Genomic DNA, 22928 nt, shown 5'->3' on the forward strand with positions numbered 1-22928 from the left:
GCATATCCTTTGCTAATAGAGACGCTATAAATGGAGGGAAATCAGATGAAAAAAATATATATCATCCATGAAAATAAAGAGTGGACCACACATTTAACTAATAGATTAGAAGAATTAGAGGTACCTTATGAAGAGTGGCATCTAGACGAAGGAGTGGTGCCTTTATTCGAAGCACCTCCAGAAGGGATTTTTTACAATCGCATGAGTGCCTCATCGCATACAAGAGATCATCGGTTTGCACCTGAGTTGACTGGGGCCGTATTATCATGGCTAGAGTACCATGAACGTAAGGTGTTTAATGGGAGTCGGGCACTTCAATTAGAGCTCAGTAAAGTAAATCAGTATACAGCACTAGAGAAACATGATATCCAAACACCGAAGACTATTGCGGCAGTTGGAAAACCTAATATTCTAGAAGCGGCAAAAAGCTTAGGAGCTAACGCTTTTATTACGAAGCATAATCGTGCAGGAAAAGGATTAGGGGTGCAGCTATTTCATTCGACAGCAAGCTTGGAAGACTATTTATATGGTCCAACCTTTGAAGAGCCGGTGGATGGGATTACTCTTATTCAAGAATATATTGAATCTCCAGAGTCCTATATTACACGATGTGAATTTGTTGGCGGGAAGTTTCTATATGCGGTTCAAGTAGATACATCGGAAGGGTTTGAGCTTTGCCCAGCGGATGCATGTCAAATCGGCGATCTTTTCTGTCCAGTTGGTGAGGAAGTAGCGGAAAAGCCGAAGTTTCAAATTATCGAGGACTTTGCAGATCCAATCATTGAAAAGTACGAAGCCTTCCTTAACACAAACCAAATTCAAGTGGCAGGTATAGAATTTATCCGTAACGCAAAGGGAGAAATCTTCACTTACGACGTAAATACAAACACCAACTACAATGCAGAAGCAGAAAAGCTTGCAGGAAAGTTTGGGATGTTAGAATTGGCGAAGATTTTAAAAAAAGAGTGGAAGAAAGCATAATAAATGGTGCCAGGCCCCGTGAGTGGGGCCTGGCACCATTTGGTATATATTAGAAAAATAAATGCGCCATCATGGCGATAACAGGTAATGTTATTATGGTACGTAAAATAAAGATAATGAACAGATCTTTAAAGGATACAGGTATTTTTGAGCCAAGTAGTACTCCTCCAACTTCGGAAAGGTAGATGAGTTGAGTGACCGATACACTTGCCACTACGAAGCGCGTTAGTTCACTTTCTATTTCAGCACCAATAACAGATGGTAAGAACATATCTGCAAAGCCAACCATTAATGTTTCAGAGGCTTCTTTTGCAAATGGTATTTGTAGTAATTCTAATAATGGAATAAATGGCATTCCGAGCCAAGCGAATAATGGTGTGTTTTCTGCAAGGATTAGTGCAATTGTACCAAAAGCCATAACAATTGGCGCTACTCCCATCCACATATCAAGAACATTCTTTCCACCATCGGTAAAGAACTTTCCTACGTATTTATTTAGTGAAGCACGTTCAATAGCTTTTTTATAGCCCCATCTTAATGGGGAATAACCTTTTGGAACAAGATCTTTATCTTGTTTTTCCTCACCATTAAAATATGTATCGGCCTTCCAGGATAAAGGGGGAATCCTTGGCATAATAATAGCTGCAACCAACCCAGATAATGTGACAGTTGCATAAAATGGTACAAACATTGCTCCTAATCCAACTTGGGAGATAACGATTAGACTAAAGGTAATCGATACAACGGAAAAGGTTGTTCCAATAACAGCGGCTTCTCTCTTTGTATAATATCCTTCTTCATATTGTTTACTAGTTAATAAAACCCCGATGGTCCCGTCCCCAAGCCAAGAAGCTATAGTGTCGATTGAGGATCGACCAGGTAAGGTGAATATAGGTCGCATCACCTTGGTTAGCAAGGCACCAAAAAATTCTAATAATCCAAAGTTTAATAATAAGGGCAAAAATAATCCAGCAAATAAGAATACAGTTAAAAGGATTGGAAGTAGTTCAAATAGTAATAATCCACCAGTAGAATCATCCCAGACGGTTTGTGGGCCTAATTTAAACAAAGTCATAATAGCGAATATCATCGCTAGCACACGAGTAACCGTCCAAAAGAGTGATACATTTAACAAAGAATGGAAAAATCCGCTTTTTGTTGAATGAGCTGGCTTAGCAAGCTTTGTAATTATCGTCGCAATTGCTGTGATGGTTATTATAGCTGTCATGATATAAGGAATACTATTTCCAAGTAACCCTTGCAACGCTTGAGAAAGAATAGCAATAGGAATTGTTATTTCTTCATTATAGGAAATTGGAAACATAAATAAGCCTATCCCAAGTAGAGAGGGAATAATAAATTTTAGTATATCAATCGTACGAAATGATGTCTGAGTTTTCAAAGTAAGATCTCCTTGTGCGTAAATATACAACATTAGTTATTTTAATACAATTCGATTGTTTTTCAAAGGTAGTTATTGGAAAACGAAGATATTCCCTCTTTTTCTTTCCCTAAAACCAGTTAGTTAAAACATAAAAAAGAGATAATAGATTCGCCTCAGTGGGCAAAATCTACTATCTCGATATCTTTACGTTTTCGTAAATCAATATAGTGATCATCGATTCTGATAATAGGTAAGTGTGGTTCATCAGCATGTACAAAAATTATTTCAGCGAGCTGTCCATTATTTAGAATAACCATATCTTGAATATGATTAGAGAGAATACATCGTACAAATGGATAGACAATCGCAGGGTTTAGTCTATTGTAGCTAGCTTCTTGAATTAAAATTTTTGTTGTGACAAATAAATTCTGTTTTGGGCGATAGCTCCTTTCTGAAGAGAGCGCATCATACATATCCGCAACGGAAAGAATTTGGACAAAGTATGGGATTTTTTCATGCTTGAGACGTGTTGGGTACCCACTTCCATCTAATCGTTCATGGTGTAATAAAGCACCTTGGAGGATTAGGGGGTCGATGGATTTATTTATACGTAATAGTTCATAGCCGAATGTCGTGTGTTTCTGGATTTCGTTCCATTCACTCTCCGTCAAGCGGCCAGGCTTGTGTAAGATATTTTTATCAATTAAAAGTTTTCCTACATCATGGAAAAGTCCCATTTGTCCTAGAAGCTTGATTTTCTCTCTATCGAGGCCTAGAATTTTTCCAATGAGAGAGGCATAGAGTCCGACGTTTAAACTATGCGTATAGGTAGAATTATCGTGGTTTTTGACTTGTTGAATATAGCTAATGAAAACAGGATCTTCAAAGAAGCGATCCACCAAGGGAGCGAGCAACTGGTTAATTTCTTCTATAGGCGGTAACTTTTCTTTTTCTAACTTTAAAAAAACAGTTCGAAAAGCATTAACACTGTTTTGGTAGATGGTTTTTACATGCTCAAAATAGTCATTTGAGTGATGAGTAGGTTGTTCGATTAATAACGTGTGGTCAAAGGAATAATTATGTTTTTGCAAACTCTCCACATGTTTTTGAGTTAAAATAGTCCCTTTTTTTAACAAAAGGTTTCCAGATACAGAATAGATGTCGTCTATTAGGATTTTGCCGATATGTCTTGAGGAAATTTTCATAGAGTTCTACCCCGCCTAAACAAAAGTAATGCCTTTATTATAATAGATTGTCCCATTATTTAATAGAAAAATTTACACTTTTCTAAATATTAGCTTAATGTTATCGAGGTATAATAGTTGAAATGGGAAGCAAGATTACTTAGGATAGGGAAAAGAGTTATTTCTACATAAGAGGTGAACGAATTGATAAAGTGTATTGCAATTGATATGGATGGAACGTTGTTAAATAATAATCATGTAGTGAGTGAAGATAATGTAAATGCGCTTAAGATAGCACAAAAAAATGGCGTAGAAGTTGTTATTGCAACAGGGAGATCCTATGCTGAGGCCAAGCCAGTATTAGAAGAAGCGGGGATTGAATGTCCAATTATTTGTGTAAATGGTGCGGAAGTTCGCTCTTTGGAAGGGAAAGTCGTTGCGACCAATCCTTTAAAAAATGAACAGGTGCAGGAGTTAGCTAAAGTTTTAGATAAATATGAGATTTATTTTGAACTTTACACACAAAATGGGACCTTCTCAAAAGATTACGATAAGGCAATAGCGACAATCATGGATATCTTTATGTCAGGAAATCAAAAAAGTGAATACGAGAAAGTGTTAAAGGCTGCCAAAGAAAGAATGGAAGATGGTAGAATTAAGCTAGTGGACAGTTTTGACCACATTTTAAATAATGAAGAAACAGTAGTTTACAAGCTTTTAGCTTTTTCATTAGAAAGTGATAAACTTGAGGCAGCACGAGCAAAATTAGTGGAAATGGGAAATGTTGCCGTTAGTTCTTCGGGAAAAGATAATCTAGAAATTACGAATATAGAAGCGCAAAAGGGAATTGCTCTGACAGTGTTTACAAGTGAGCGAGGTATATCGATGAAAGATACGATGGCCCTTGGCGACAATTATAACGATGTTTCGATGTTTGAACGAGTTGGCAGAGCGGTTGCGATGGGAAATGCATTAGATGGAGTGAAGGCAAAAGCACATCTGGAAACGGACACGAATATCAACAGTGGTGTCGCAAAAGCGGTGTTAGAGGTTTTAAAATAGAGCAAAAAATGAGGTTGCACATGCAGATAGCATACCAAACTGCCAAAACCTTCCAACACTCTCTCGGAAACCAATGATTGAGTAACACATTGTATTTGTTTTATAATAAATTGGTTGTAAGGGAACGGGAAGAAAAGGAGGGCTTATGATGAAGTTTCGTGCTTCTGCAGTGCAATATCAGTTGCATACTATTTCAAGCTTTGAAGAGTTCGCTAATCAAGTAATTCATTATGTGAAGACCGCCGCTGAATTTGATGCGGATTTTGTGTTGTTTCCAGAATTTTTAACGACACAGTTGCTTTCTTTTCCAGTGGATGGAAGGGAGCAGACGATTAAGGATTTACCTTCTTATACTGACCTGTATTATCAGCTATTCAGTGGAATGGCTAGGCAAACAGGGATGCATATTGTTGGTGGAACTCATGTGATAGAACGAGAAGGAAAGCTTTATAATGCCGCACATCTATTTTATCCTGATGGGGCTATTGCAACGCAGACGAAGCTTCATCTAACCCCAACAGAAGTGCAGGAATGGGGCATCACTCCTGGAGAGGACCTGCAGGTTTTTGAAACAGAAAAGGGTACGATTGCCATGCTAACGTGCTATGATATAGAATTTCCGGAAGTAGTCCGACTTGTGAAGGCGATGGGAGCAGATGTGGTATTTTGTCCGTCATGTACCGACGATCGGCATGGCTTTCACCGCGTACGCTATTCCTGTCATGCCAGAACAATCGAAAACCAAGTGTATGTGGTAACTACAGGAACAATAGGATCATTGCCAACCGTGGATTTCATGCGTGGTAACTTTGGTCAGGCTGCAATAATTTCCCCGAACGATGTGCCATTTCCTCCTCGCGGGATTGTGGTAGAAGGGGAACTCAACCAGGATATGATTGTAACGGGTGACCTCGACATTACCTTGTTAGAGAAGGTTCGTCAAAGCGGCTCCGTCACCACTTGGCGAGATCGGCGCTCCGATTTATACCCCGATTGGGAGAAGCTAGTGAAAGAATCAACGAACACAAATCAACGAATGTAAATGGTTTGACAAACACGCTATTCTGATCTACTTTTATAAAAGAAACGATAAAAAATGCAGGATTGTGACTGGTAATGCAGGCAAGACCTAATACGAAACCCAAAACCGGGCGTATTAGGTCTTTTTATTTTTAGCCCATACTAAAACCTATAATTAACAGCAAGTTCAAACAGATCATTCTTATTGTCAGGATTCACACTCTTTTGCAAACCAAATTTGCCATGGATGAGGAAAAAGTGGCCCGTCAAGTATCACTGTCTCCCCTGATGATTGTAGTGAAAGGCGTGAGACTCCTGCGGGAATGCGAGGCTCCCGAGGCCGCCCGCGGAAAGCGAACGCCTGGCACGGAAATCATCAGGGGGTTCGAAGAGGTCACCTTATTTTTCAGGTTAGCTTACAATTAAAACAACTCAAATCTTAGGAGGAAACACATCATGTCATTCTTAAAAAAACTATTCGGAAAAAATGAAACCAAAACAGAAGAGGTATTAGTAGCACCAATCACAGGAAAAGTCATCCCACTAGCAGATGTTCCAGATCCAGTTTTTGCCCAAAAGATGATGGGAGACGGAATTGCAATTGAACCTACAGAAGGAACAGTAGTATCTCCCGTAAATGGAGAAATAGTTCAATTCTTCCCAACAAAACATGCAATTGGAATTAAATCGGAAACAGGTGTAGAAATATTAATTCATGTGGGACTTGAAACAGTTGGCATGAAGGGTGAAGGTTTTGAGGCACTTGTCGAAGTAGGAAACAAAGTGACAGTCGGAACTCCACTTTTAACATTCGATATCGAGCTAATTAAAGAAAAAGCAAAAAGCATTGTGACACCAGTCATTATCACAAATGGTGACATTCTTGAAACCGTGTCAATCCATGAAGTAAGTGACGCGTTCAAAGGTGCTACTGCTCTAGTGAACTGGAAGATTAAAGCTTAATTCATTTCTTCGTTTTTAGTTATGCTTATTATAAGCTTATTCACTTTGTATGGACTTCCATTTTGGTTATAATAAAGGAAACAGTGCGTTATAACTAGGGAGCGACTAGATTGAAAATAAGTAAAGTATTGAATAACAATTCGGTGGTAGTGAAAGAAGATGATCAAGAGAAAATCGTAATGGGGCTTGGTGTCGGCTTTCAAAAAAGGAAAAATGATATGGTAGACCGTAGTAAGATCGAGAAGGTTTTTGTTATGAAGGAAGAGAATGTGAAGTTTCAAGAGCTACTATCCACGCTACCTGAAGCACATATTGAGGTTGCCGAAGAAATTATTAGCTATGCAGAAGGACAACTGAAGGTACCCCTAAGCAATCATATTCATATTTCCTTAACCGACCATTTGAGCTTTGCAATCGAACGTTTGGAGCAAGGCTTTCAGATTCAAAATAAATTGCTCAATGAGATTAGAGTATTATATAAGCCGGAGTTTGAAATTGGACTATGGGCTAAACAACTCATTAAAGAACGTTTAAAGATAGAAATCCCAGATGATGAAGTCGGACACATTGCCTTACATCTACACACAGCTAAAATGGGATCGAAAAGTCTGAAAAATACGATGCAGCTTGCTTCTATTATCAAGGATGCTATCGAAATCATTGAAAGCGAATTTGAGATGAAAATGGAAGAAACAAGCATTTCATATCAGCGACTATTATCTCATCTTAGGTTTGCCGTTAATCATGCTGAACAGGAAGAAGCATTCCACTCGTTGGATCCAGATATGCTACTACTTTTTCAGAAAAAATTCACTCGATCATTCAACTGTGCACAACGAATAGCAGATTACTTATTTACTGAGTACAATATCAAATTTCCAGAATCCGAAGTAGGGTATATAACGCTACATATTCAACGCCTTACTGATAAATAAATTAAGCAAAACAAACCCAAAACTAGAGAGGCCTTAACTCCTCAATTGTTTTGGGTTTTATTATAGATATAATCTAGCCGATGGTTTAAAAGCTAAAGTGAAATCGGCTTAATAAAAAGGCGTATTTAAAGACATACTACAAAAAGAGAAGTCTTCACACTTCTCTTTTTTAAATGGTTTAGGTTGCTTCGTTTTGGGTTGGGAATGTCGAAATTTGTCTAATAGCTACGATTCCTTGGGCGTCCATTTGACCCCAAAAAACACCAATACAGACATTGCTGGTTCTCAAAAACACATCAAGTTTCGTCGTTCTTTCTGGCAAATAAGCCGCAATAATTAGGAGGAAAACAAAGTGGAGGTTGTTATTTTTCTGACACTGACATGGGTGATAGTGGGAACCTTGCTATTTCAGAAAAAAGAATTAGTCTTTATCGAAAATTTAATACTCTTTCTCTTTTTTATGTTTGTAAACAAAAATGTTCTTACGCTGTTAAGCATAAATCTAGAAATGATTGAGTATAGCAAAGAGAAGCACTTATTCATTTGCTTTTTCCTACTGCGAAATATAATTGCTCCCTTTTTAATGCTTATTTTTGTTAATGCGGCTTTTCATAAGTCAATGCTAAGTCGAATAGGCTGGGGCATTTTTATGATAATAGTTGGGCTATTATTTGAAGCACTGGCTATTGAACTAGAAATTCTACATTACAAGAAGTGGTCCTATGGCTGGTCATTTATTCTAGCCATTCTATACTTTGGGACTGCGCTCGGAATTTCAAAGCTTTATCGTCACCTATTACATAAAGAAGGTGTGGTGAAGGTATAAGGATGGAAACCTCTCCAACCATCGTATACGATTACTTTTTTAATGCCAATGAATGGTTTATCCTTATCACTTTAATAGGAGGATTTGGATTAGTTCTCATCTTACCAAAACAATTCCCACTCTCCCACACGCTCCTTTTTTTACTGATTGGGATGAATAGTGGTGTTGTTTTTGATCATACAATAAGCATTCCACCATTTGATTTTTATGATGTGAATGATAGTTCTTACTTTGAACTTTATGACTTTCTCTCGTATATCATGTACGGACCATTTGCTTATTTTTTCTTTTATTTTTATCAGAAATGGAAGATAAAAGGATATTTGACCATGCTGTATATAATCATGTGGTCGATTGTGGCGATGTTTGTCGAGGGGTTAGCTGCTCATTTTGGCGTCTTCCATTACAAAGGCGGCTACATTTTTATTTACTCGTTTCCGTTTTACTTTCTCATACAAAGTCTTACATTATGGCTTTTCACCTATATAATGAAGCAATCGACAGTACCAGCAAAATACTCCTCCTGATTAAAGGAGGAGTATGAATTATTAGAGCAGTAAAAAAGCTAGAGAGATAATAATTCCACTCATAAACAGTACAATCACACAGAAACCCATGATATCCTTTGCTTTTAATCCAGCTATAGCTAAGGCAGGTAATGCCCAGAATGGTTGAATCATATTCGTCCATGCATCGCCCCAAGCAACTGCCATCGCCGTTCTTGCAACTGAAACATCGAGAGCTAGTGCTGCTTCAAGCATTATAGGTGCTTGTACGGCCCATTGACCGCCACCAGAAGGTACAAATATGTTTACGATACCTGCACTAAGAAATGCAAAGAAATGGAAAGTGTGTTCATTAGAAATGTTCACAAAGGCTTCTGACATCACCGCAGCTAAGCCAGAAGCTGTCATCATACCCATGATCCCCGCATAAAACGGAAATTGCACAATAATACCACTAGCTCCCTTCACAGCATTCATCACAGCCTCTAAGAATAGCTTCGGGCGCCAATGGAACAAGATACCTAGAAATAAGAATAAGAAGTTTACAATATCTAAATTTAGTTTAAAGCCGTTATCTGCAAAATAGAAGAATAAAAAGAATAAACCCATACCTGATACAAATAATGATATAATCCAGCTATTTTCTAAGCGCTCAGCTGGAGTTAATGGTGCTTTTTCAATGGTCGCTGCTTGAAAACTAGAAGGGTCCTCTAAAAGAACAGGGTCCACCGTAATGGTCTCGTCCTTTGAGGGCATCATGAAACGATTTAGAAGTGGCAATGTTATAAACAAAGCTGCTATGATAACTACGTTGAATGGTGCAAAGATAGTTTGATCTGTTGGAATAACGCCTATTAAGTTTTCTGTAAAATGGCCATCTGTAGCTATAGTAAGCGGGATGGAACCTGAAAACCCGCCATGCCAAACAACAAACCCGCTGTAAGCGCTTGCAATCAAAAGCCTATAATCGACGTTTTCTACACGTTTTGCTAATTCTTTGGCAAATAACGCCCCAATTACTAATCCAAAGCCCCAGTTAATCCAACTTGCGATAATAGAAACAATAGTTACAATAATAATGGCGGAGCCTGGCGATTTTGCTGTTGATGCAAGCGAACCTAGAAATCTCTTGAAAATTGGACTACTAGCCAGTACGTGACCTGTTACAAGTACAAGTACCATTTGCATGGAGAAAGCTAATAATCCCCAGAATCCGCCACCCCAATACTTGACCATATCTACTGGACCACTGTTTGTAAAAATAAGGCCTAAAGCAAATACAACAAAAGTTAGAATGATGACAAATAAAAATGGGTCAGGTAAATAACGTTGCATGATTCGATTAAAAAAAGAAATAACCTTTTTCATTCACTATACCTCCGTTTACTAATGGTTTGCTAATTCCTTTTCTTTCCTTCAATAGATTTCTCTATCTAACAACCATATTCCTCCTTTCTGATGGCAGACCCCAAAAAATGTACACCTCAAAGTAGGAAGTGCAAAAAAGAGTGAAGCAGTTTGAAGATTTTTATGCGTTTAAAATGGTTCTCTCTGGAAAATTGCGAGCTTACCTGATTTAATAGAAATAAGCATTTCATTTAAGGGGGAATTATTTTGAACACAACGATAGAAACGATTCTAAATCATCGCTCGATCCGTAAATTTGAGGATAAACCTTTATCAAATGAGCAAATAAGAACGATGGTTGAAAGTGCTCAAGCGGCTTCTACTTCTAGCTTTATTCAAGCCTATTCGATTATTGGTGTGAAAGATAAGGATAAGAAGAAAAGGTTAGCAGAGTTGGCTGGTAATCAGTCTTATGTAGAAAACAGTGGTCACTTCTTTATTTTTTGTGCCGATCTTCATCGTCATGCAGTAATCGGAGAGAAAGAACAGACAGATGTAACAATGTCACTTGAAAGTACAGAAAAATTCATTGTTGCTACGATAGATGCAGCCTTGGCCGCTCAAAATGCTTCCATCGCTGCAGAATCCATGGGACTTGGAATTTGTTATATTGGTGGGCTCCGAAACAAAATAGAGGAAGTTACAGAACTATTGGAAATGCCCAAGTACACCATTCCATTGTTTGGACTTGCTGTAGGGTACCCGGCTCAGCAAACAGACATTAAGCCACGATTACCATTCCATCATATATACCATGAAGAGGTATATAACCAGGATCTGGGAAGCTATTCTGAACAGTTAGACGGTTATAACCAAACGATTTCCGATTACTATCAAGCCCGAACGAGCGGAAAACGCACGGACACCTGGACGGGGCAAATGGCAAATATGCTAAAGCAACCAAAACGATTGGGAATGAAAGAATACTTAGAAAATCAAGGCTTGACGAAGAGATAGGACGGCATACAGAGGAAGGACGACCATGTAGTAGTTGTCCTTTTTTAATTTGTATTGGGTGTGGTGGGAGAAGTACGAAGGTCATGAACGAAAAGTCAGAAGCACCATCCCAATCATATTTTTACCCCACTGTCTTATTGAATCGGCCACAAACCAAGCAATGCTGGCTATCTTTTTACTATAATTATCTTTTTAAAAACAGGAGTAAGGGCATAGCCAATCCAAAACCCTAAAGTATTTAACAAGAGGTCATCAATATCCAAGCTACCTCTGCTGGTAATGTATTGTAAAAGCTCAATCGCAGATATCGCAAAGATTGGAACAAGCAAAAGAGACGTGCGACTCTTGGTGCGCCATTTTAGAAGAACACCGAAAGGAATAAATAATCCAATGTTAGCAGCCAAGTTATAAAAGGAAACAAGCCAATTCACCTCGCCAGATAAGAAGAGGGAAATGGTCGAAAAAGGTATGAGGTTGATGGTGTCATATTGCTGCTCATTTGGCCGGAAGAATAGCAAGATTAGCAAAGAGACTGCATAGAGAATCATAAAGATGGAAAGAAGGTTGGCAGAAAGCGTTAAATGATCGTTCCGAATGTATAAATAGATGAGTAAAGTGCAAACGAAAATACACCCAAATAATACAAGTAAAACAATGGGATGGAGATAAGAAGTTAAGGCTTGAAATAAAGGGGTTAATAGTAGAAAGACGAATAGTGAGATAATAGTAGGAACAATAAATTTTTTCATAGTGTTCTCCTTCTTTTGACTAACAAATTGTGTCGATATTCTGGTTGGCTGAGCTGCCAGCAGTACATAAACAAAAAAGCAACCGAGCCATCAGTCAGCTCGGTCACAGAATAATCATTTCTCCTCCGTTGCCTCTAACAAACTCTTCAGCTGCTTTAAGTGCCCGCCGTCCTCTTTTTTGAGGATTTTTCGAATAATCGGCTTCGTAAGCTTCATCACAAGGCCAGTCGTAAAAATATCACCCTTAAACTCTACTGCCGTTCCGCCTTCAACAGCTTGGAAATCATAGTAGTAAACCACCTTCAGTCCGTTCGTTTCACTTTGCACTGCATAGCTTTTATTAGGTGTATACTCTACAAACTCAATAATAGAAGAAGCTTTCCGTCCTCTAATTTCGCGAGTTTCTTTAAAGCGTGATCCCACCTGCGTTGATCCATCTGTGAGCTTTTCAATTTCCACGACATTCTCCATGATCTTTGGAGCGTTCTCCATATTAGCCGTATAAGAGAATACCTCTTCCAGCGGTTTATTAATAATTAATGAATCTTGAATATCTGCCATTGTCTTTTCTCCTTTATCTTAATGGAAGCCTAATTAATTTCTTTAACACCTATTTCAATATCCTATCAAACAATTCCTCTTTTGTAAGTTTAGAAATTCCCAAAACAGGAAATATACACAGTAAGGACAATGAAATCGAAATGGGGAAATGATATGTTAGGATTATTAATTACCATTATTATAGCAATTATAATTGGAATGATCGGAAGTGCGATTGCTCCGGGCGCAATGCCTGGTGGTATTTTAGGAGCTATGGTTGCAGGGTTAGTAGGAGCCTGGATTGGACATGGGCTACTTGGAAAATGGGGACCAGTAATTGCCGACATGGCGATTATCCCAGCGATTATTGGAGCAGCAATCTTCGTATTTTTACTAAGCCTAATTTCAAGAGGAATGAAGAGTGCTACGTAATATCATAAAAATAAAAAGGAGTACGCCTCAATATTAGAGGTGCACTCCTTTTTTATTATTTCGCTTCTAAACGGCGGATACGCTCATTTAAATCTGGGTGAGTAGAGAAGAGGGAGCTCTTTCTTTTACCACTAATTTTGAAAGAAGCGATAGCGGAATCCTGCTCGTCTCTAATTCTGTGTGTATGTGCTTGTAAAGAGCGTAATGCGTGAACCATTTTGTCTTTACCAGCAAGATCTGCGCCACCACGGTCCGCGTGGAACTCACGGTAACGAGAGAAGGCGAACACGACAATACTTCCTAAAATAGAGAACAAAATTTGGAACACAATAATTGCGATGAAGTGAACGATTGGTGCCATTTCTTCTTTTACGAAACGAGAAGCAATAAATGCTGCGATACGTGCTAAGAAGATAACAAATGTATTCACAACACCTTGTAAAAGTGTCATTGTAACCATGTCACCGTTTGCGATATGCGCTACTTCATGGGCGATAACACCCTCAATAGCAGCATCGTCCATTTCTTGTAAAAGTCCAGAAGATACAGCTACTAAAGAGCGGTTCTTAGAAGGACCAGTTGCAAATGCGTTTACTTCTGGAGAATGGTAAATACCAACTTCAGGCATTTTTGTGATACCTGCAGCACGGGACATACGGTGTACCATATCTACGATTTGACGTTCTTGAGAATTCATTGGACCATCTGGATCGATGACTTTCACGTTCATCATTTTCTTTGCCATCCAGCGTGACATTAATAAGGAAATGAAGGAACCAGTGAAACCGATAATAGCACTAAGAAGTAGTAATGGGCCAAACATAATTTGGTCATTTTCAATGTAACCACTAAAGCCGATTAAATTTAAGATGATCGTGATAGTTGTTATAACTAAAATATTCGTTAAAAGAAAAAAGAATATACGCTTTGCCATGTTTCTCCTCCTGATTGTTTTGAGTTCTTATGAACCTATATCTCTTAGTTTTAATTATAGAGGGTTCATTCCCATTTTTCAATGAAAATACCTTGACTATATTTGACGAAAACGAATTTGCATTTTACTATAAGAACATTATTGGACTAGTGATGAGGTGCGATCCTGATGGCAAAAGGGTGGACAAGATTAGAATTAGCGGAGCTTTTAGAAAAATTACTACGGCATGAGATGACCAATGAATGGGAAGAAATTTTGCCTAGAAATTTACAAAATATACATAGGAAAGCTGAATCAGAAGAAGTTGGTTTAACTATGTCTAATATCGTATGGTTCGGAAATCAGCTTGAAAGCGCAGGTTATACAGAGCCTGCATTGAAAAATTGGGTAAAAAGAGAGATTAAAGAATACATTGGTACACCTCAAGTAGGTAAAAAATACTCTATACAGCAGGCCGCCATTCTTTTTATCGTGAAGGACATGAAAGTGTTATTGGACTTTGATGCAATTAGAAGGGTGCTCAAGTCTATTTTTAACAATCCTGTAGATCGAACAGACGATATCATTCATCCATTAAGCTTCTATAAAGCATATGCTTGTCTTTATGAAAACTTGATTGCGCAAACGGAAATGTTATCGGAGGCGCATATAAAGGAAGAAGTGCATGCCTATTTAATGAGTGAATCATCTTTCTCACTCGCAGAAAAACAAAAAATTCTCCGTTCTCTAGTTGTTGCAGTGCTTTCAGTGCGGACCACCTATTTAAAGACATTGGCAAAACGGTATGTGTACGAAGAAAATGGAAAAGACTAAAGAATATTTATCTGTAAGCGCTTCACCTATGGAAGTTAGGTTATAATAGGTTTAAAGCTTGATTCTATCAAGCTTTTTATGGTATTTTCAATTCGAACTATAGCGAACCCAAATCACCTTGAAGAAGGGAAGTTTTTATCATATGGCAAAACAGCAAATCGGTGTAATCGGCCTTGCAGTTATGGGGAAAAACCTTGCAATGAACATTGAAAGCAGAGGCTATTCTATATCTGTATTTAACCGCTCACCAGAGAAAACAGAAGAATTCCTACAAGAAACAGAAGGAAAAAATGTCGTAGGTACATACAGCATTGAAGAATTTGTGCAATCTTTAGAATCACCTCGCAAAATTTTACTAATGGTAAAAGCAGGTGGACCAACAGATGCAACAATTGAATCATTAAAGCCTCATTTAGATAAAGGGGACATCCTAATTGACGGTGGAAATACCCTTTATACAGATACAATTCGACGTAATAAAGAATTGGAAGAGCTTGGCATTCATTTTATTGGAACAGGTGTTTCAGGTGGAGAAGAGGGCGCGTTAAAAGGTCCTTCTATCATGCCAGGTGGTCAGAAAGAAGCTTACGATTTAGTAGAAGATATTTTAAAAGATATCTCTGCAAAAGTAGAAGGCGAACCTTGCTGCACATATATCGGTCCAAATGGTGCGGGTCATTATGTGAAAATGGTACACAACGGCATTGAATATGGGGATATGCAGCTTATTAGTGAAGCATACTTCCTATTGAAAAACGTTCTTGGCTTAACGGCTACAGAATTACATGAAGTATTTGCAGAATGGAACAAAGGCGAGCTAGATAGCTACCTTATCGAAATTACGGCAGATATCTTCACAAAAGTTGATGAAGAAACAGGCAAGCCACTAGTAGACTTAATCCTTGATACAGCTGGACAAAAAGGAACTGGAAAATGGACAAGTAAGAGTGCCTTAGACTTAGGTGTTCCACTTCCAATTATCACGGAATCTGTATTCGCGCGCTTTATTTCTGCAATGAAAGAAGAACGTGTAAAAGCTAGCAGCATGTTAAGTGGACCAGAAGTGAAATTTAACGGTGATAAAGCAGCGTTCATCGAGTCTGTTCGTAAAGGCCTATACATGAGTAAAATCTGCTCGTATGCACAAGGATTTGCGCAACTGAAAGCAGCATCTGAAGACTATAAATGGGATTTAAAATATGGCGAAATCGCGATGATATTCCGTGGAGGATGTATTATCCGTGCCCAATTCCTTCAAAAAATTAAAGAAGCATATGACCGAGAAGCAGGACTATCAAATCTATTATTAGACCCTTACTTCAAGGACATCGTAGAAAACTATCAAGGCGGCCTACGTGAAATCATGACCGTTGCGATTCAAAATGGAGTTCCAGTACCAGCATTCTCAAGCGCCCTAGCTTACTATGACAGCTACCGTTCCGAGACACTACCTGCGAACCTTATCCAAGCACAACGCGACTATTTCGGAGCACACACATACCAACGCACAGACAAAGAAGGCATCTTCCACACAGAATGGATGTCTAAATAAAACCAAAAGCCAATCCAAGGAAAACTTACCTCGGATTGGCTTTTTTGAATTCTCGATAGTCAAAACGTTAAACCATCCACGCTGTTAATTAGAGCAGAAACCTTAACCGAGCAAATCTTGTTAGAGCCTTACAAACAAAATTCGCACAATGGATGATGAAAAAATGGAGCGTCAAGTATCCCCGTCTCCCCTGATGATTGTAGTGCAAGGAGTGAGACTCCTGCGGGAATGCGAGTCGAAGGGAGACCCCACAGGCGATTTTTCGCCGAGGAGGCTCCCGAGGCCGCTCGCGGAAAGCGAACGCCTGGCACGGAAATCATCAGGGTGTTTAAAGGAATCACCTTATTTTGTGGGTAGTCTTAAGCCCCGTCAAAAACATATCTAACTAAACCAAAAATACCAGACTACCCGCAAAATAAAAAGCGAGCAACCTGGTACAATAATTAATTCATATCTAACAAAACAATCCTCGCTGGTGAAGCATCAACGCCAGATAGCTTCAACGGGGCAGCAACCATAATATAGCCGCCTTCCTCAATATCCTTTAAGCGCAAACCCTCAATAATAATAACATTATGACTAAATAAAGTCTTATGTGTCGGATGACCTTCTTGGCTACGCTCAATTCCTAATGCATCAACACCAACCCCACTAATTCCGATTTCCGCTAAGTAAGCTGCCGCATCTTCTGCGACAAAGACAAAGTCAAAGTTGAAATGCTCATCAAAGGAGTTCTTTGTTTTAAATAAGAGAAAGTCATCCTTTTGAATATCAAGATGAGCAATATCCTCTTTTTTAATGCGATCCTCCACAGAAGTTAGGTCGAATACTTTACAAGGTCCAACCAGCTTTTCTAGTGGAAGAGTTTCGATAGTTTCTCCGTTTACAATCATGTGAAGAGGTGCATCCACATGTGTTCCTGTATGAACATCTAGCTCAAGGCGAGTTTCCGTTACATAGCCGTTTGTGTTCGTTGTTAATGCAGGTTGCTTCTCCGGTTTGTCTTTATAAACGGGCATTCCTGTAAAAATAGGGGATGAAATATCATATACTTTCATGTGAAAACTCCTCTCTTATTTCGTTTTATTGTCCAATTTTAGCCGTTAATTCCTTGGTGCTTCAGGTAATCTATTAGTGGGATTTTCTAAAGCAAAAAGAGAAATTAGTTTATACTGGCCACCAATGGAATCCATCTTTTTCAAGCAATTCATCTGCTTTTTTCGGGCCAGTAGATCCGGCTTCGTAGTTCGGGAAGTCGCTTGCTTTCTTGCTTTCCCATGCTTTGGAAACTTGGTCAATAAAGCTCCATGATAGTGCAACCTCATCCCAATGGGTGAAATTCGTCATGTCACCGCGCATAGCATCATAAATGAGACGCTCGTATGCTTCTGGAGTGTTTATGCCATCGATACAATTATTGCTGTAATCAAGTTTGATAGGAGTAGTTGTTATATCTTTACCCGATTTTTTCGCATTTAAATGCAGGGTGATGCCTTCTTCAGGTTGAATATGAATAACAAGAAGGTTCGGGTCGACTTTTTCGCCAAGGTTATAGTAAAGGTTCATTGGAATGTCCTTGAATTGTACGACAATCTTTGTCGACTTAGAGTACATTCTTTTTCCAGTACGGATATAAATCGGAACACCAGCCCAACGGAAGTTGTCGATCACTAGTTTTCCGGCAACAAAGGTTTCAGTATTGGAATCAGGATCCACAGAATTTTCCTCACGATAACCTAAAACAGTATCTTCAGCAATTACGCCTTGACCATATTGGCCACGAACAAAATAGTTCTCTATTTCATCTTGTTCGATTGTGCGTAATGCGCGAAGGACTTTAACTTTTTCGCTTCGAATCTCTTCTGGATTTAGTTTAATCGGTGGTTCCATCGCAAGTAAGGCAACCATTTGTAGCATATGATTTTGTACCATATCACGCAGTGCACCAGAGTTTTCATAATATCGACCGCGATCCTCTACGCCTAATACCTCACTGGATGTAATCTGGATATTAGAGATATAGCGGTTATTCCATAATGGTTCAAAAAGGGCATTAGCAAATCGAATGACTTCGATATTTTGAACCATTTCTTTTCCAAGATAATGATCGATACGATAAATTTCAGACTCATGAAAAGCTTCGCGAATTTCTTCGTTCAATTCTTTTGCAGACGGAAGACTATGTCCAAAAGGTTTTTCGATGACAAGTCGTTTCCAGCCGGCAGTTTCTGTTAGTCCTTCTGCTTTTAAATTGGATGCAATGGTACCGAAGAATTCTGGTGCCATTGCTAAATAGAAGATACGGTTTCCATTAGTTTCATAGTCATGATCCAAGGAACCTAACAAATCTTTCAACTGCTGATAGGAGTTACTGCTTGTCACATCAAATGGGTGATAGTAAAAATGTGAGCTGAACTCCTCGGCATTTCCTTCTCCATTTGCTGCACTACTAACAGATTTAGTGACATTCGCCCGGAATTCTTCATTACTTAGTGGACGGCGTGCGACACCGACGACGGCAAAGTTTTTGGAGATGCTGCCATTTTTATAGAGCCTATAAATGGATGGGTATAGCTTGCGCTGCGCTAAATCTCCTGTTGCTCCAAAAATAACAATTAAGGAAGTTGGATTTTCTTTATTAATCACGGTAAGAACCTCACTTTTATTAACTAGTCTAATCTGATTTGTGTTACAACCAATGGGCTGATTAGGACGAACAATTATGTAAAATAGTAGTATTTTAATTAATAAGTATGGAACATTTAAAAATTAACCTACTCAAGTATTTTATTTTATATAAAAAGACAAAGCATTTCAATGTTTTACGATACCACTATACCATACTAAGTCGGGAAATTTAGAATGTTTGACTCACGGTTAGGGCGAAATATTCGAGGGACAAAAAATTGCTCGTCTGTGTTAAAGTTATGATTGAAATATACGTAGTGGGAGTGGTGTGAAAAATGAACCTGACTTGTGAAACTTGGTCCGCTCTTTTTAAAGCAGAGAGTACCAAGGATTATTTTATAGAATTAAATGAATTTATTCGAAGTGAGTATGCTTCAAAAATAGTATTCCCAGCTAAGGAGGACTTATTTAGTGCTTTTCAAGCAACAGACTATGAAAAGGTCAAGGTAGTCATTCTTGGCCAAGACCCCTATCACGGAGAGGGTCAGGCACATGGGATGAGCTTTTCAGTACAAAAAGGTGTCACGATACCGCCGTCATTAAGAAATATTTATAAAGAATTACATACGGATCTTGGAATAGTTGCTCCAAGCCATGGCTATTTAATGGAATGGGCAAAGGAAGGTGTGCTGTTATTGAATACAGCTTTAACAGTTAGACAAGGGGAACCCAATTCTCATAAAGGAAAGGGTTGGGAGCAGTTTACCGATGCAGTCATCAAAAAATTAAATGAGCGTTCTCAACCTGTAATTTTTATTCTTTGGGGCAAAAATGCAGAACAAAAAGAGCAGCTGATAACCAACTCGCATCATTTTATTTTAAAAAGTCCTCATCCAAGTCCTTTTTCAGCCAATAGAGGTTTTTTCGGAAGCCGACCATTTTCAAAGGTAAATCAAATATTAGCTGATTTAGGCCAGGAAGAAATTAATTGGAAATTAACACCTTAAATGAAGTTTGGGAGTGCACGTCATGAATACATGGAAAAGAAAAATTCATACTATCGTTGAGCATCGCTATTTTGTGAACATAGTAATGAGCGTTATTTTGTTAAACGCAATATTAATTGGAATAGAAACATACCCAGCATTACGAGAAGAGTATTATTCGGTGGTGCACGGGTTTGAAGTGTTCTTTTTATGGTTTTTTACGATTGAAATTATTTTAAGAATGTTGGCTGAAAAGAAGTTTTATCATTTCTTTTATAGTAAGTGGAATCTCTTTGATTTTGTGGTTGTTGGTGGTGTGTTGTTTTTTAGTGGAACGTACTTTATTTCGGCTCTTCGTATATTACGAGTGCTTCGTGTCCTTCGCGCTGTCACGGTTATCCCATCGTTACAACGGTTAGTTACAGCATTTCTGAAGACGATTCCGTCTCTGGGAACAATTATGATGCTGTTAGGATTAGTGTTTTATATTTACGCTGTATTAGGTGTTATGTTCTTTGGTGAGATTTCACCAGAATACTTCGGCTCTTTGCACTTATCGTTTGTAACGCTATTTCAAATCATCACATTAGATTCATGGTCCAGTGGTATATTCCGGCCGATCTTTGCAGAAAGTCCACTATCATGGATTTATTTCATCTCCTTCATTCTAGTAGGAACCTTTATTGTGCTTAACCTAATCGTTGGAGAAATCATCAACAATATCCAAGAAGCAAGAAAAGAAGAACTACAAGAAGAAAAAATAGAAATAACCAAACAAGAGCTATCAAAAATTACCGATGAGATCACCGAACTAAAACAACTGCTCCTCCGTAAAGAAAATCACAAAGGATAACATATTGTAGGTAGATGATTAGAAGAGATTACCAATTGGGGTCAGGCCCCAATTGGTAATCTCTTCATTTTTTTTAGTGTAGTGCTAAAGATACAGGAAATGTTGCCGAAATAATTAAGTAGATAGGAATTTTAAGGGGATTTGTGCAAACGGTTTCACTTATTGGTGTGAATGATGCTTGGGATGATGGAAGGGGTAGAATGATGGGGAGTATGAGAAAAAGATTATTGCTGTTAACCGTATTATTAGCAGTTATCGGGGTAGCTGCTTCATTGGTTATTTGGACGAACAGCATGCAGCTGCAACAAAATGTAAAAGAGATGGATCAAATTTCAGAGCTGAATGAACAGTATTTTGAACTTGTTCAGTCTTACCAGTCGATTTTAACAGATATGTATTTTGTCGTGTCTAATGGCTATTCAAAAAAGCATCTGGAAGTAATCGATCAAAATATACAAGGCACGGAAGAGAAACTGACTAAGTTCGAACCTTATTTTGAAAAACATGAAGAATTAGGTCAGTTAAAACAGTATTTTGTTGTTTCACATGGAACATTGTCGAATCAATATTTACTAATTAGTGATGTATCAAATGCTACCAATATGGATCGGTTAAGGATTCAAACGTCAGAAGAACTAGCTAAGGCTCGCAACCAAATCGAACGAGCAAATGTAGCCGGGATGGAATTTTTACAAGGATTCAATGCCGAAAATAGGCAGGAAGTAAGGAATCAAGTTGCTTCTACTAGCCTTTGGACAGTAGTGGGGCTAATCGTAGTGGTTATTGTTCCAATCATTTCCTTGCTTTTTTTCCGAACGTCCTTTAATCAAGGAGTTAATCAATTGCTAGAACGTGTAGGAGCTTATCAACATGGACAATTTACTTACACAACAAAACGTGCGACAAGAAAAGATGAGTTCGGTCAGGTGGAAAAGGCTCTAACCACAATGGGTCAGAATATCGAGCAACTGATGAACGGTAGCTTAGATGCGAATCAGCGACTACAGGTGGTAATGGAAGACCTGTTGCAAGGGGCCAACCAAAACCTTAATAAATCGGCATTGATCAAAGAGAAATCTATACAGGTTACGGAAAAAGTGGCCATTCAATATGAGGGGACGGCAGCTATTTCTGCAGTTACTGAACAAGCTTCTGCAAGTTCACAAGAAATATACAGTACAGTGGATGAAATGAAGCACAACTTAGCGAATATGGAATCCCTTTCGAAAAAAGGTGCCCACTCCGTTAATCAACTGTTACAAACGATGCAACAATCTTCGAAGGAAACAGAGTCAATTGTTGTTCGTTTTGCGAAAATAAAATCGAGTATCGATGAGGCACAAAGCTTTCTAAAAGGTATAAATGAAATCACAACACAAACAAACTTACTCGCTTTAAATGCCTCAATTGAAGCGGCACGAGCAGGAGAAGCTGGAAAAGGGTTTGCAGTAGTGGCCGATGAAATTCGTAAGCTGTCCGCTCAAACAGATCTATTTTCAAAAGAAATCAATAGTATCACCAGTCTTATTCAAGACGACGCAAATGACGTATTAGTGGAATTTGAAACCTTTAAATCGACCATTGAACAAACAAATGAACAGAATGAGGCTTCTGCCAAGTTATTTCAAGATATTTCCGATAACAGCGGCTCTTTATTAGAACAAGGAACACACATCACTGTGGCTATGCAAGAAATAAGCGGAGGGGTGAATGATATCGTACATGCTGTTAATGAGCTTGTAACCTCATCCTCTGAGCTAACAAAGCAGATGGAAGAAGTAGTGCATGCCGCTGATCACCAAGTAGACGTATCCAACAGTATGAAAGATACCGTAGATGTAGTGAAAGAAACGGCAGAGGATTTAGCCTCCACCATTGAAGCAATTAATCATCGATAAACGGACAGAAACCTGTGATGCATATTAGCTTCACAGGTTTTTTATTTTACCTGAGTCAAGAAGATGGTAAAATAAATGAGGAAAACCGGGAGAGGAAGTGAAAGGATGGAAACAAAGCGGGTTGATTGTATGAAATGTCGTCATTTTTATGTGACATGGGATGCGAAATATCCTAAAGGCTGTCGTGCATTTGGTTTTAAGACAAGTCAGCTCCCATCTTTAGCGGTCTTTCAATCGTCCGGCAGTATTTGTATGAAATTCAGCCAGAAAGCAAAACCGTCTATAAATACAGACAATAAGGGGTACTACTGTTAAGAA

General features: G+C 38.5%; 23 protein-coding genes. 15 read left to right on the forward strand and 8 right to left on the reverse strand.

The genetic code is table 11. From position 1 onward, the window contains the following. Positions 1–45 precede the first annotated feature (45 nt). On the forward strand, positions 46–981 hold the full coding sequence (locus BK580_RS01025) for an ATP-grasp domain-containing protein (RefSeq protein ID WP_078378534.1): 936 nt from the start codon (positions 46–48) through the stop codon (positions 979–981). A 49-nt stretch (positions 982–1030) separates the two neighbouring features. Here BK580_RS01025 and BK580_RS01030 read toward each other — a convergent pair whose 3' ends face one another. Continuing rightward, positions 1031–2416 (reverse strand): YjiH family protein, encoded by a 1386-nt coding sequence (locus BK580_RS01030; RefSeq protein ID WP_078378535.1) that lies wholly within the window; start codon positions 2414–2416, stop codon positions 1031–1033. A gap of 122 nt (positions 2417–2538) precedes the next feature. Continuing rightward, positions 2539–3570, reverse strand: a complete 1032-nt coding sequence (locus BK580_RS01035) for an HD-GYP domain-containing protein (RefSeq protein ID WP_078378536.1) — start codon at positions 3568–3570, stop codon at positions 2539–2541. A 174-nt stretch (positions 3571–3744) separates the two neighbouring features. On the opposite strand from BK580_RS01035, the gene BK580_RS01040 reads away from it, so the two are divergent. The 6 genes from BK580_RS01040 to BK580_RS01070 all read left to right on the forward strand — a co-directional run bounded on the left by BK580_RS01040 (position 3745) and on the right by BK580_RS01070 (position 8882). Next, the gene (locus BK580_RS01040; protein ID WP_235863976.1) at positions 3745–4611 is read left to right on the forward strand and encodes a Cof-type HAD-IIB family hydrolase; all 867 of its coding nucleotides are present in this window, start codon (positions 3745–3747) and stop codon (positions 4609–4611) included. Positions 4612–4759: 148 nt separating this feature from the next. Next, entirely contained in the window at positions 4760–5653 is an 894-nt protein-coding gene (locus BK580_RS01045) for a carbon-nitrogen hydrolase family protein (RefSeq protein ID WP_078378538.1), read from the forward strand. 434 nt (positions 5654–6087) lie between these two features. Next, the gene (locus tag BK580_RS01055; protein ID WP_078378540.1) at positions 6088–6594 is read left to right on the forward strand and encodes a PTS sugar transporter subunit IIA; all 507 of its coding nucleotides are present in this window, start codon (positions 6088–6090) and stop codon (positions 6592–6594) included. 110 nt (positions 6595–6704) lie between these two features. Beyond that, entirely contained in the window at positions 6705–7529 is an 825-nt protein-coding gene (locus tag BK580_RS01060) for a PRD domain-containing protein (RefSeq protein ID WP_078378541.1), read from the forward strand. A gap of 352 nt (positions 7530–7881) precedes the next feature. Continuing rightward, entirely contained in the window at positions 7882–8355 is a 474-nt protein-coding gene (locus BK580_RS01065; RefSeq protein ID WP_078378542.1) for a CBO0543 family protein, read from the forward strand. Positions 8356–8357: 2 nt separating this feature from the next. Beyond that, positions 8358–8882, forward strand: coding sequence for a hypothetical protein (locus BK580_RS01070; protein ID WP_078378543.1), 525 nt, complete (start codon positions 8358–8360; stop codon positions 8880–8882). Positions 8883–8903: 21 nt separating this feature from the next. Here the strand turns inward: BK580_RS01070 and BK580_RS01075 are convergent, their stop codons facing one another. Further along, positions 8904–10229: a short-chain fatty acid transporter gene (locus tag BK580_RS01075; protein WP_078378544.1), complete on the reverse strand. Its 1326-nt coding sequence runs from the start codon at positions 10227–10229 to the stop codon at positions 8904–8906. Between the two features lie 246 nt (positions 10230–10475). On the opposite strand from BK580_RS01075, the gene nfsA reads away from it, so the two are divergent. Further along, positions 10476–11225, forward strand: a complete 750-nt coding sequence (gene nfsA, locus BK580_RS01080) for an oxygen-insensitive NADPH nitroreductase (protein WP_078378545.1) — start codon at positions 10476–10478, stop codon at positions 11223–11225. A gap of 167 nt (positions 11226–11392) precedes the next feature. Here the strand turns inward: nfsA and BK580_RS01085 are convergent, their stop codons facing one another. Both BK580_RS01085 and BK580_RS01090 read right to left on the reverse strand, forming a co-directional pair. Continuing rightward, positions 11393–11974, reverse strand: coding sequence for a VanZ family protein (locus BK580_RS01085; RefSeq protein WP_078378546.1), 582 nt, complete (start codon positions 11972–11974; stop codon positions 11393–11395). A 114-nt stretch (positions 11975–12088) separates the two neighbouring features. Continuing rightward, positions 12089–12535: an SRPBCC family protein gene (locus BK580_RS01090; protein WP_078378547.1), complete on the reverse strand. Its 447-nt coding sequence runs from the start codon at positions 12533–12535 to the stop codon at positions 12089–12091. Between the two features lie 153 nt (positions 12536–12688). Here BK580_RS01090 and BK580_RS01095 point away from each other — a divergent pair, with 153 nt between their 5' ends. Beyond that, a complete protein-coding gene (locus BK580_RS01095) occupies positions 12689–12946 on the forward strand; it encodes a GlsB/YeaQ/YmgE family stress response membrane protein (RefSeq protein WP_078378548.1) in 258 nt (85 codons plus the stop codon). 55 nt (positions 12947–13001) lie between these two features. On the opposite strand, the gene htpX is transcribed toward BK580_RS01095, so the two are convergent. Continuing rightward, positions 13002–13880: a protease HtpX gene (gene htpX / locus BK580_RS01100; RefSeq protein ID WP_078378549.1), complete on the reverse strand. Its 879-nt coding sequence runs from the start codon at positions 13878–13880 to the stop codon at positions 13002–13004. A gap of 168 nt (positions 13881–14048) precedes the next feature. On the opposite strand from htpX, the gene BK580_RS01105 reads away from it, so the two are divergent. Together BK580_RS01105 and gndA are read left to right on the forward strand one after the other, a co-directional pair. Continuing rightward, positions 14049–14693, forward strand: a complete 645-nt coding sequence (locus tag BK580_RS01105; RefSeq protein WP_078378550.1) for a DUF1836 domain-containing protein — start codon at positions 14049–14051, stop codon at positions 14691–14693. A gap of 142 nt (positions 14694–14835) precedes the next feature. Beyond that, positions 14836–16245, forward strand: coding sequence for an NADP-dependent phosphogluconate dehydrogenase (gene gndA / locus BK580_RS01110; RefSeq protein WP_078378551.1), 1410 nt, complete (start codon positions 14836–14838; stop codon positions 16243–16245). Positions 16246–16688: 443 nt separating this feature from the next. Here the strand turns inward: gndA and BK580_RS01115 are convergent, their stop codons facing one another. Together BK580_RS01115 and zwf are read right to left on the reverse strand one after the other, a co-directional pair. Beyond that, on the reverse strand, positions 16689–17303 hold the full coding sequence (locus BK580_RS01115; protein WP_078378552.1) for a cyclase family protein: 615 nt from the start codon (positions 17301–17303) through the stop codon (positions 16689–16691). Positions 17304–17412: 109 nt separating this feature from the next. Next, entirely contained in the window at positions 17413–18888 is a 1476-nt protein-coding gene (gene zwf / locus BK580_RS01120; protein ID WP_078382598.1) for a glucose-6-phosphate dehydrogenase, read from the reverse strand. A 320-nt stretch (positions 18889–19208) separates the two neighbouring features. Between zwf and BK580_RS01125 the strand changes: the two genes are divergently transcribed. From BK580_RS01125 to BK580_RS01140, 4 genes are all read left to right on the forward strand, one after another. Continuing rightward, the gene (locus tag BK580_RS01125) at positions 19209–19880 is read left to right on the forward strand and encodes a uracil-DNA glycosylase (RefSeq protein ID WP_078378553.1); all 672 of its coding nucleotides are present in this window, start codon (positions 19209–19211) and stop codon (positions 19878–19880) included. Positions 19881–19902: 22 nt separating this feature from the next. After that, positions 19903–20712 carry an ion transporter gene (locus BK580_RS01130; protein ID WP_078378554.1) on the forward strand — a complete coding sequence of 270 codons (810 nt, stop codon included), beginning with the start codon at positions 19903–19905 and terminating at the stop codon, positions 20710–20712. 143 nt (positions 20713–20855) lie between these two features. After that, positions 20856–22610 (forward strand): methyl-accepting chemotaxis protein, encoded by a 1755-nt coding sequence (locus BK580_RS01135; RefSeq protein ID WP_078378555.1) that lies wholly within the window; start codon positions 20856–20858, stop codon positions 22608–22610. Positions 22611–22715: 105 nt separating this feature from the next. Then, on the forward strand, positions 22716–22925 hold the full coding sequence (locus BK580_RS01140) for a hypothetical protein (RefSeq protein ID WP_078378556.1): 210 nt from the start codon (positions 22716–22718) through the stop codon (positions 22923–22925). The last annotated feature ends 3 nt before the right edge of the window (positions 22926–22928 follow it).

Source organism: Sutcliffiella halmapala, assembly GCF_002019665.1.
GTDB classification, from domain to species: domain Bacteria; phylum Bacillota; class Bacilli; order Bacillales; family Bacillaceae_I; genus Sutcliffiella_A; species Sutcliffiella_A halmapala.

What these genes read in the sequence shown, in the direction of transcription:
- BK580_RS01025 (WP_078378534.1), top strand. Translation starts at nt 46, where the DNA reads ATGAAAAAAATATATATCATCCATGAAAATAAAGAGTGGACCACACAT.
- BK580_RS01030 (WP_078378535.1), bottom strand. Translation starts at nt 2,416, where the DNA reads ATGTTGTATATTTACGCACAAGGAGATCTTACTTTGAAAACTCAGACA.
- BK580_RS01035 (WP_078378536.1), bottom strand. Translation starts at nt 3,570, where the DNA reads ATGAAAATTTCCTCAAGACATATCGGCAAAATCCTAATAGACGACATC.
- BK580_RS01045 (WP_078378538.1), top strand. Translation starts at nt 4,760, where the DNA reads ATGAAGTTTCGTGCTTCTGCAGTGCAATATCAGTTGCATACTATTTCA.
- BK580_RS01055 (WP_078378540.1), top strand. Translation starts at nt 6,088, where the DNA reads ATGTCATTCTTAAAAAAACTATTCGGAAAAAATGAAACCAAAACAGAA.
- BK580_RS01070 (WP_078378543.1), top strand. Translation starts at nt 8,358, where the DNA reads ATGGAAACCTCTCCAACCATCGTATACGATTACTTTTTTAATGCCAAT.
- BK580_RS01075 (WP_078378544.1), bottom strand. Translation starts at nt 10,229, where the DNA reads ATGAAAAAGGTTATTTCTTTTTTTAATCGAATCATGCAACGTTATTTA.
- BK580_RS01085 (WP_078378546.1), bottom strand. Translation starts at nt 11,974, where the DNA reads ATGAAAAAATTTATTGTTCCTACTATTATCTCACTATTCGTCTTTCTA.
- BK580_RS01090 (WP_078378547.1), bottom strand. Translation starts at nt 12,535, where the DNA reads ATGGCAGATATTCAAGATTCATTAATTATTAATAAACCGCTGGAAGAG.
- BK580_RS01095 (WP_078378548.1), top strand. Translation starts at nt 12,689, where the DNA reads ATGTTAGGATTATTAATTACCATTATTATAGCAATTATAATTGGAATG.
- htpX (WP_078378549.1), bottom strand. Translation starts at nt 13,880, where the DNA reads ATGGCAAAGCGTATATTCTTTTTTCTTTTAACGAATATTTTAGTTATA.
- BK580_RS01105 (WP_078378550.1), top strand. Translation starts at nt 14,049, where the DNA reads ATGGCAAAAGGGTGGACAAGATTAGAATTAGCGGAGCTTTTAGAAAAA.
- gndA (WP_078378551.1), top strand. Translation starts at nt 14,836, where the DNA reads ATGGCAAAACAGCAAATCGGTGTAATCGGCCTTGCAGTTATGGGGAAA.
- BK580_RS01115 (WP_078378552.1), bottom strand. Translation starts at nt 17,303, where the DNA reads ATGAAAGTATATGATATTTCATCCCCTATTTTTACAGGAATGCCCGTT.
- BK580_RS01125 (WP_078378553.1), top strand. Translation starts at nt 19,209, where the DNA reads ATGAACCTGACTTGTGAAACTTGGTCCGCTCTTTTTAAAGCAGAGAGT.
- BK580_RS01130 (WP_078378554.1), top strand. Translation starts at nt 19,903, where the DNA reads ATGAATACATGGAAAAGAAAAATTCATACTATCGTTGAGCATCGCTAT.
- BK580_RS01140 (WP_078378556.1), top strand. Translation starts at nt 22,716, where the DNA reads ATGGAAACAAAGCGGGTTGATTGTATGAAATGTCGTCATTTTTATGTG.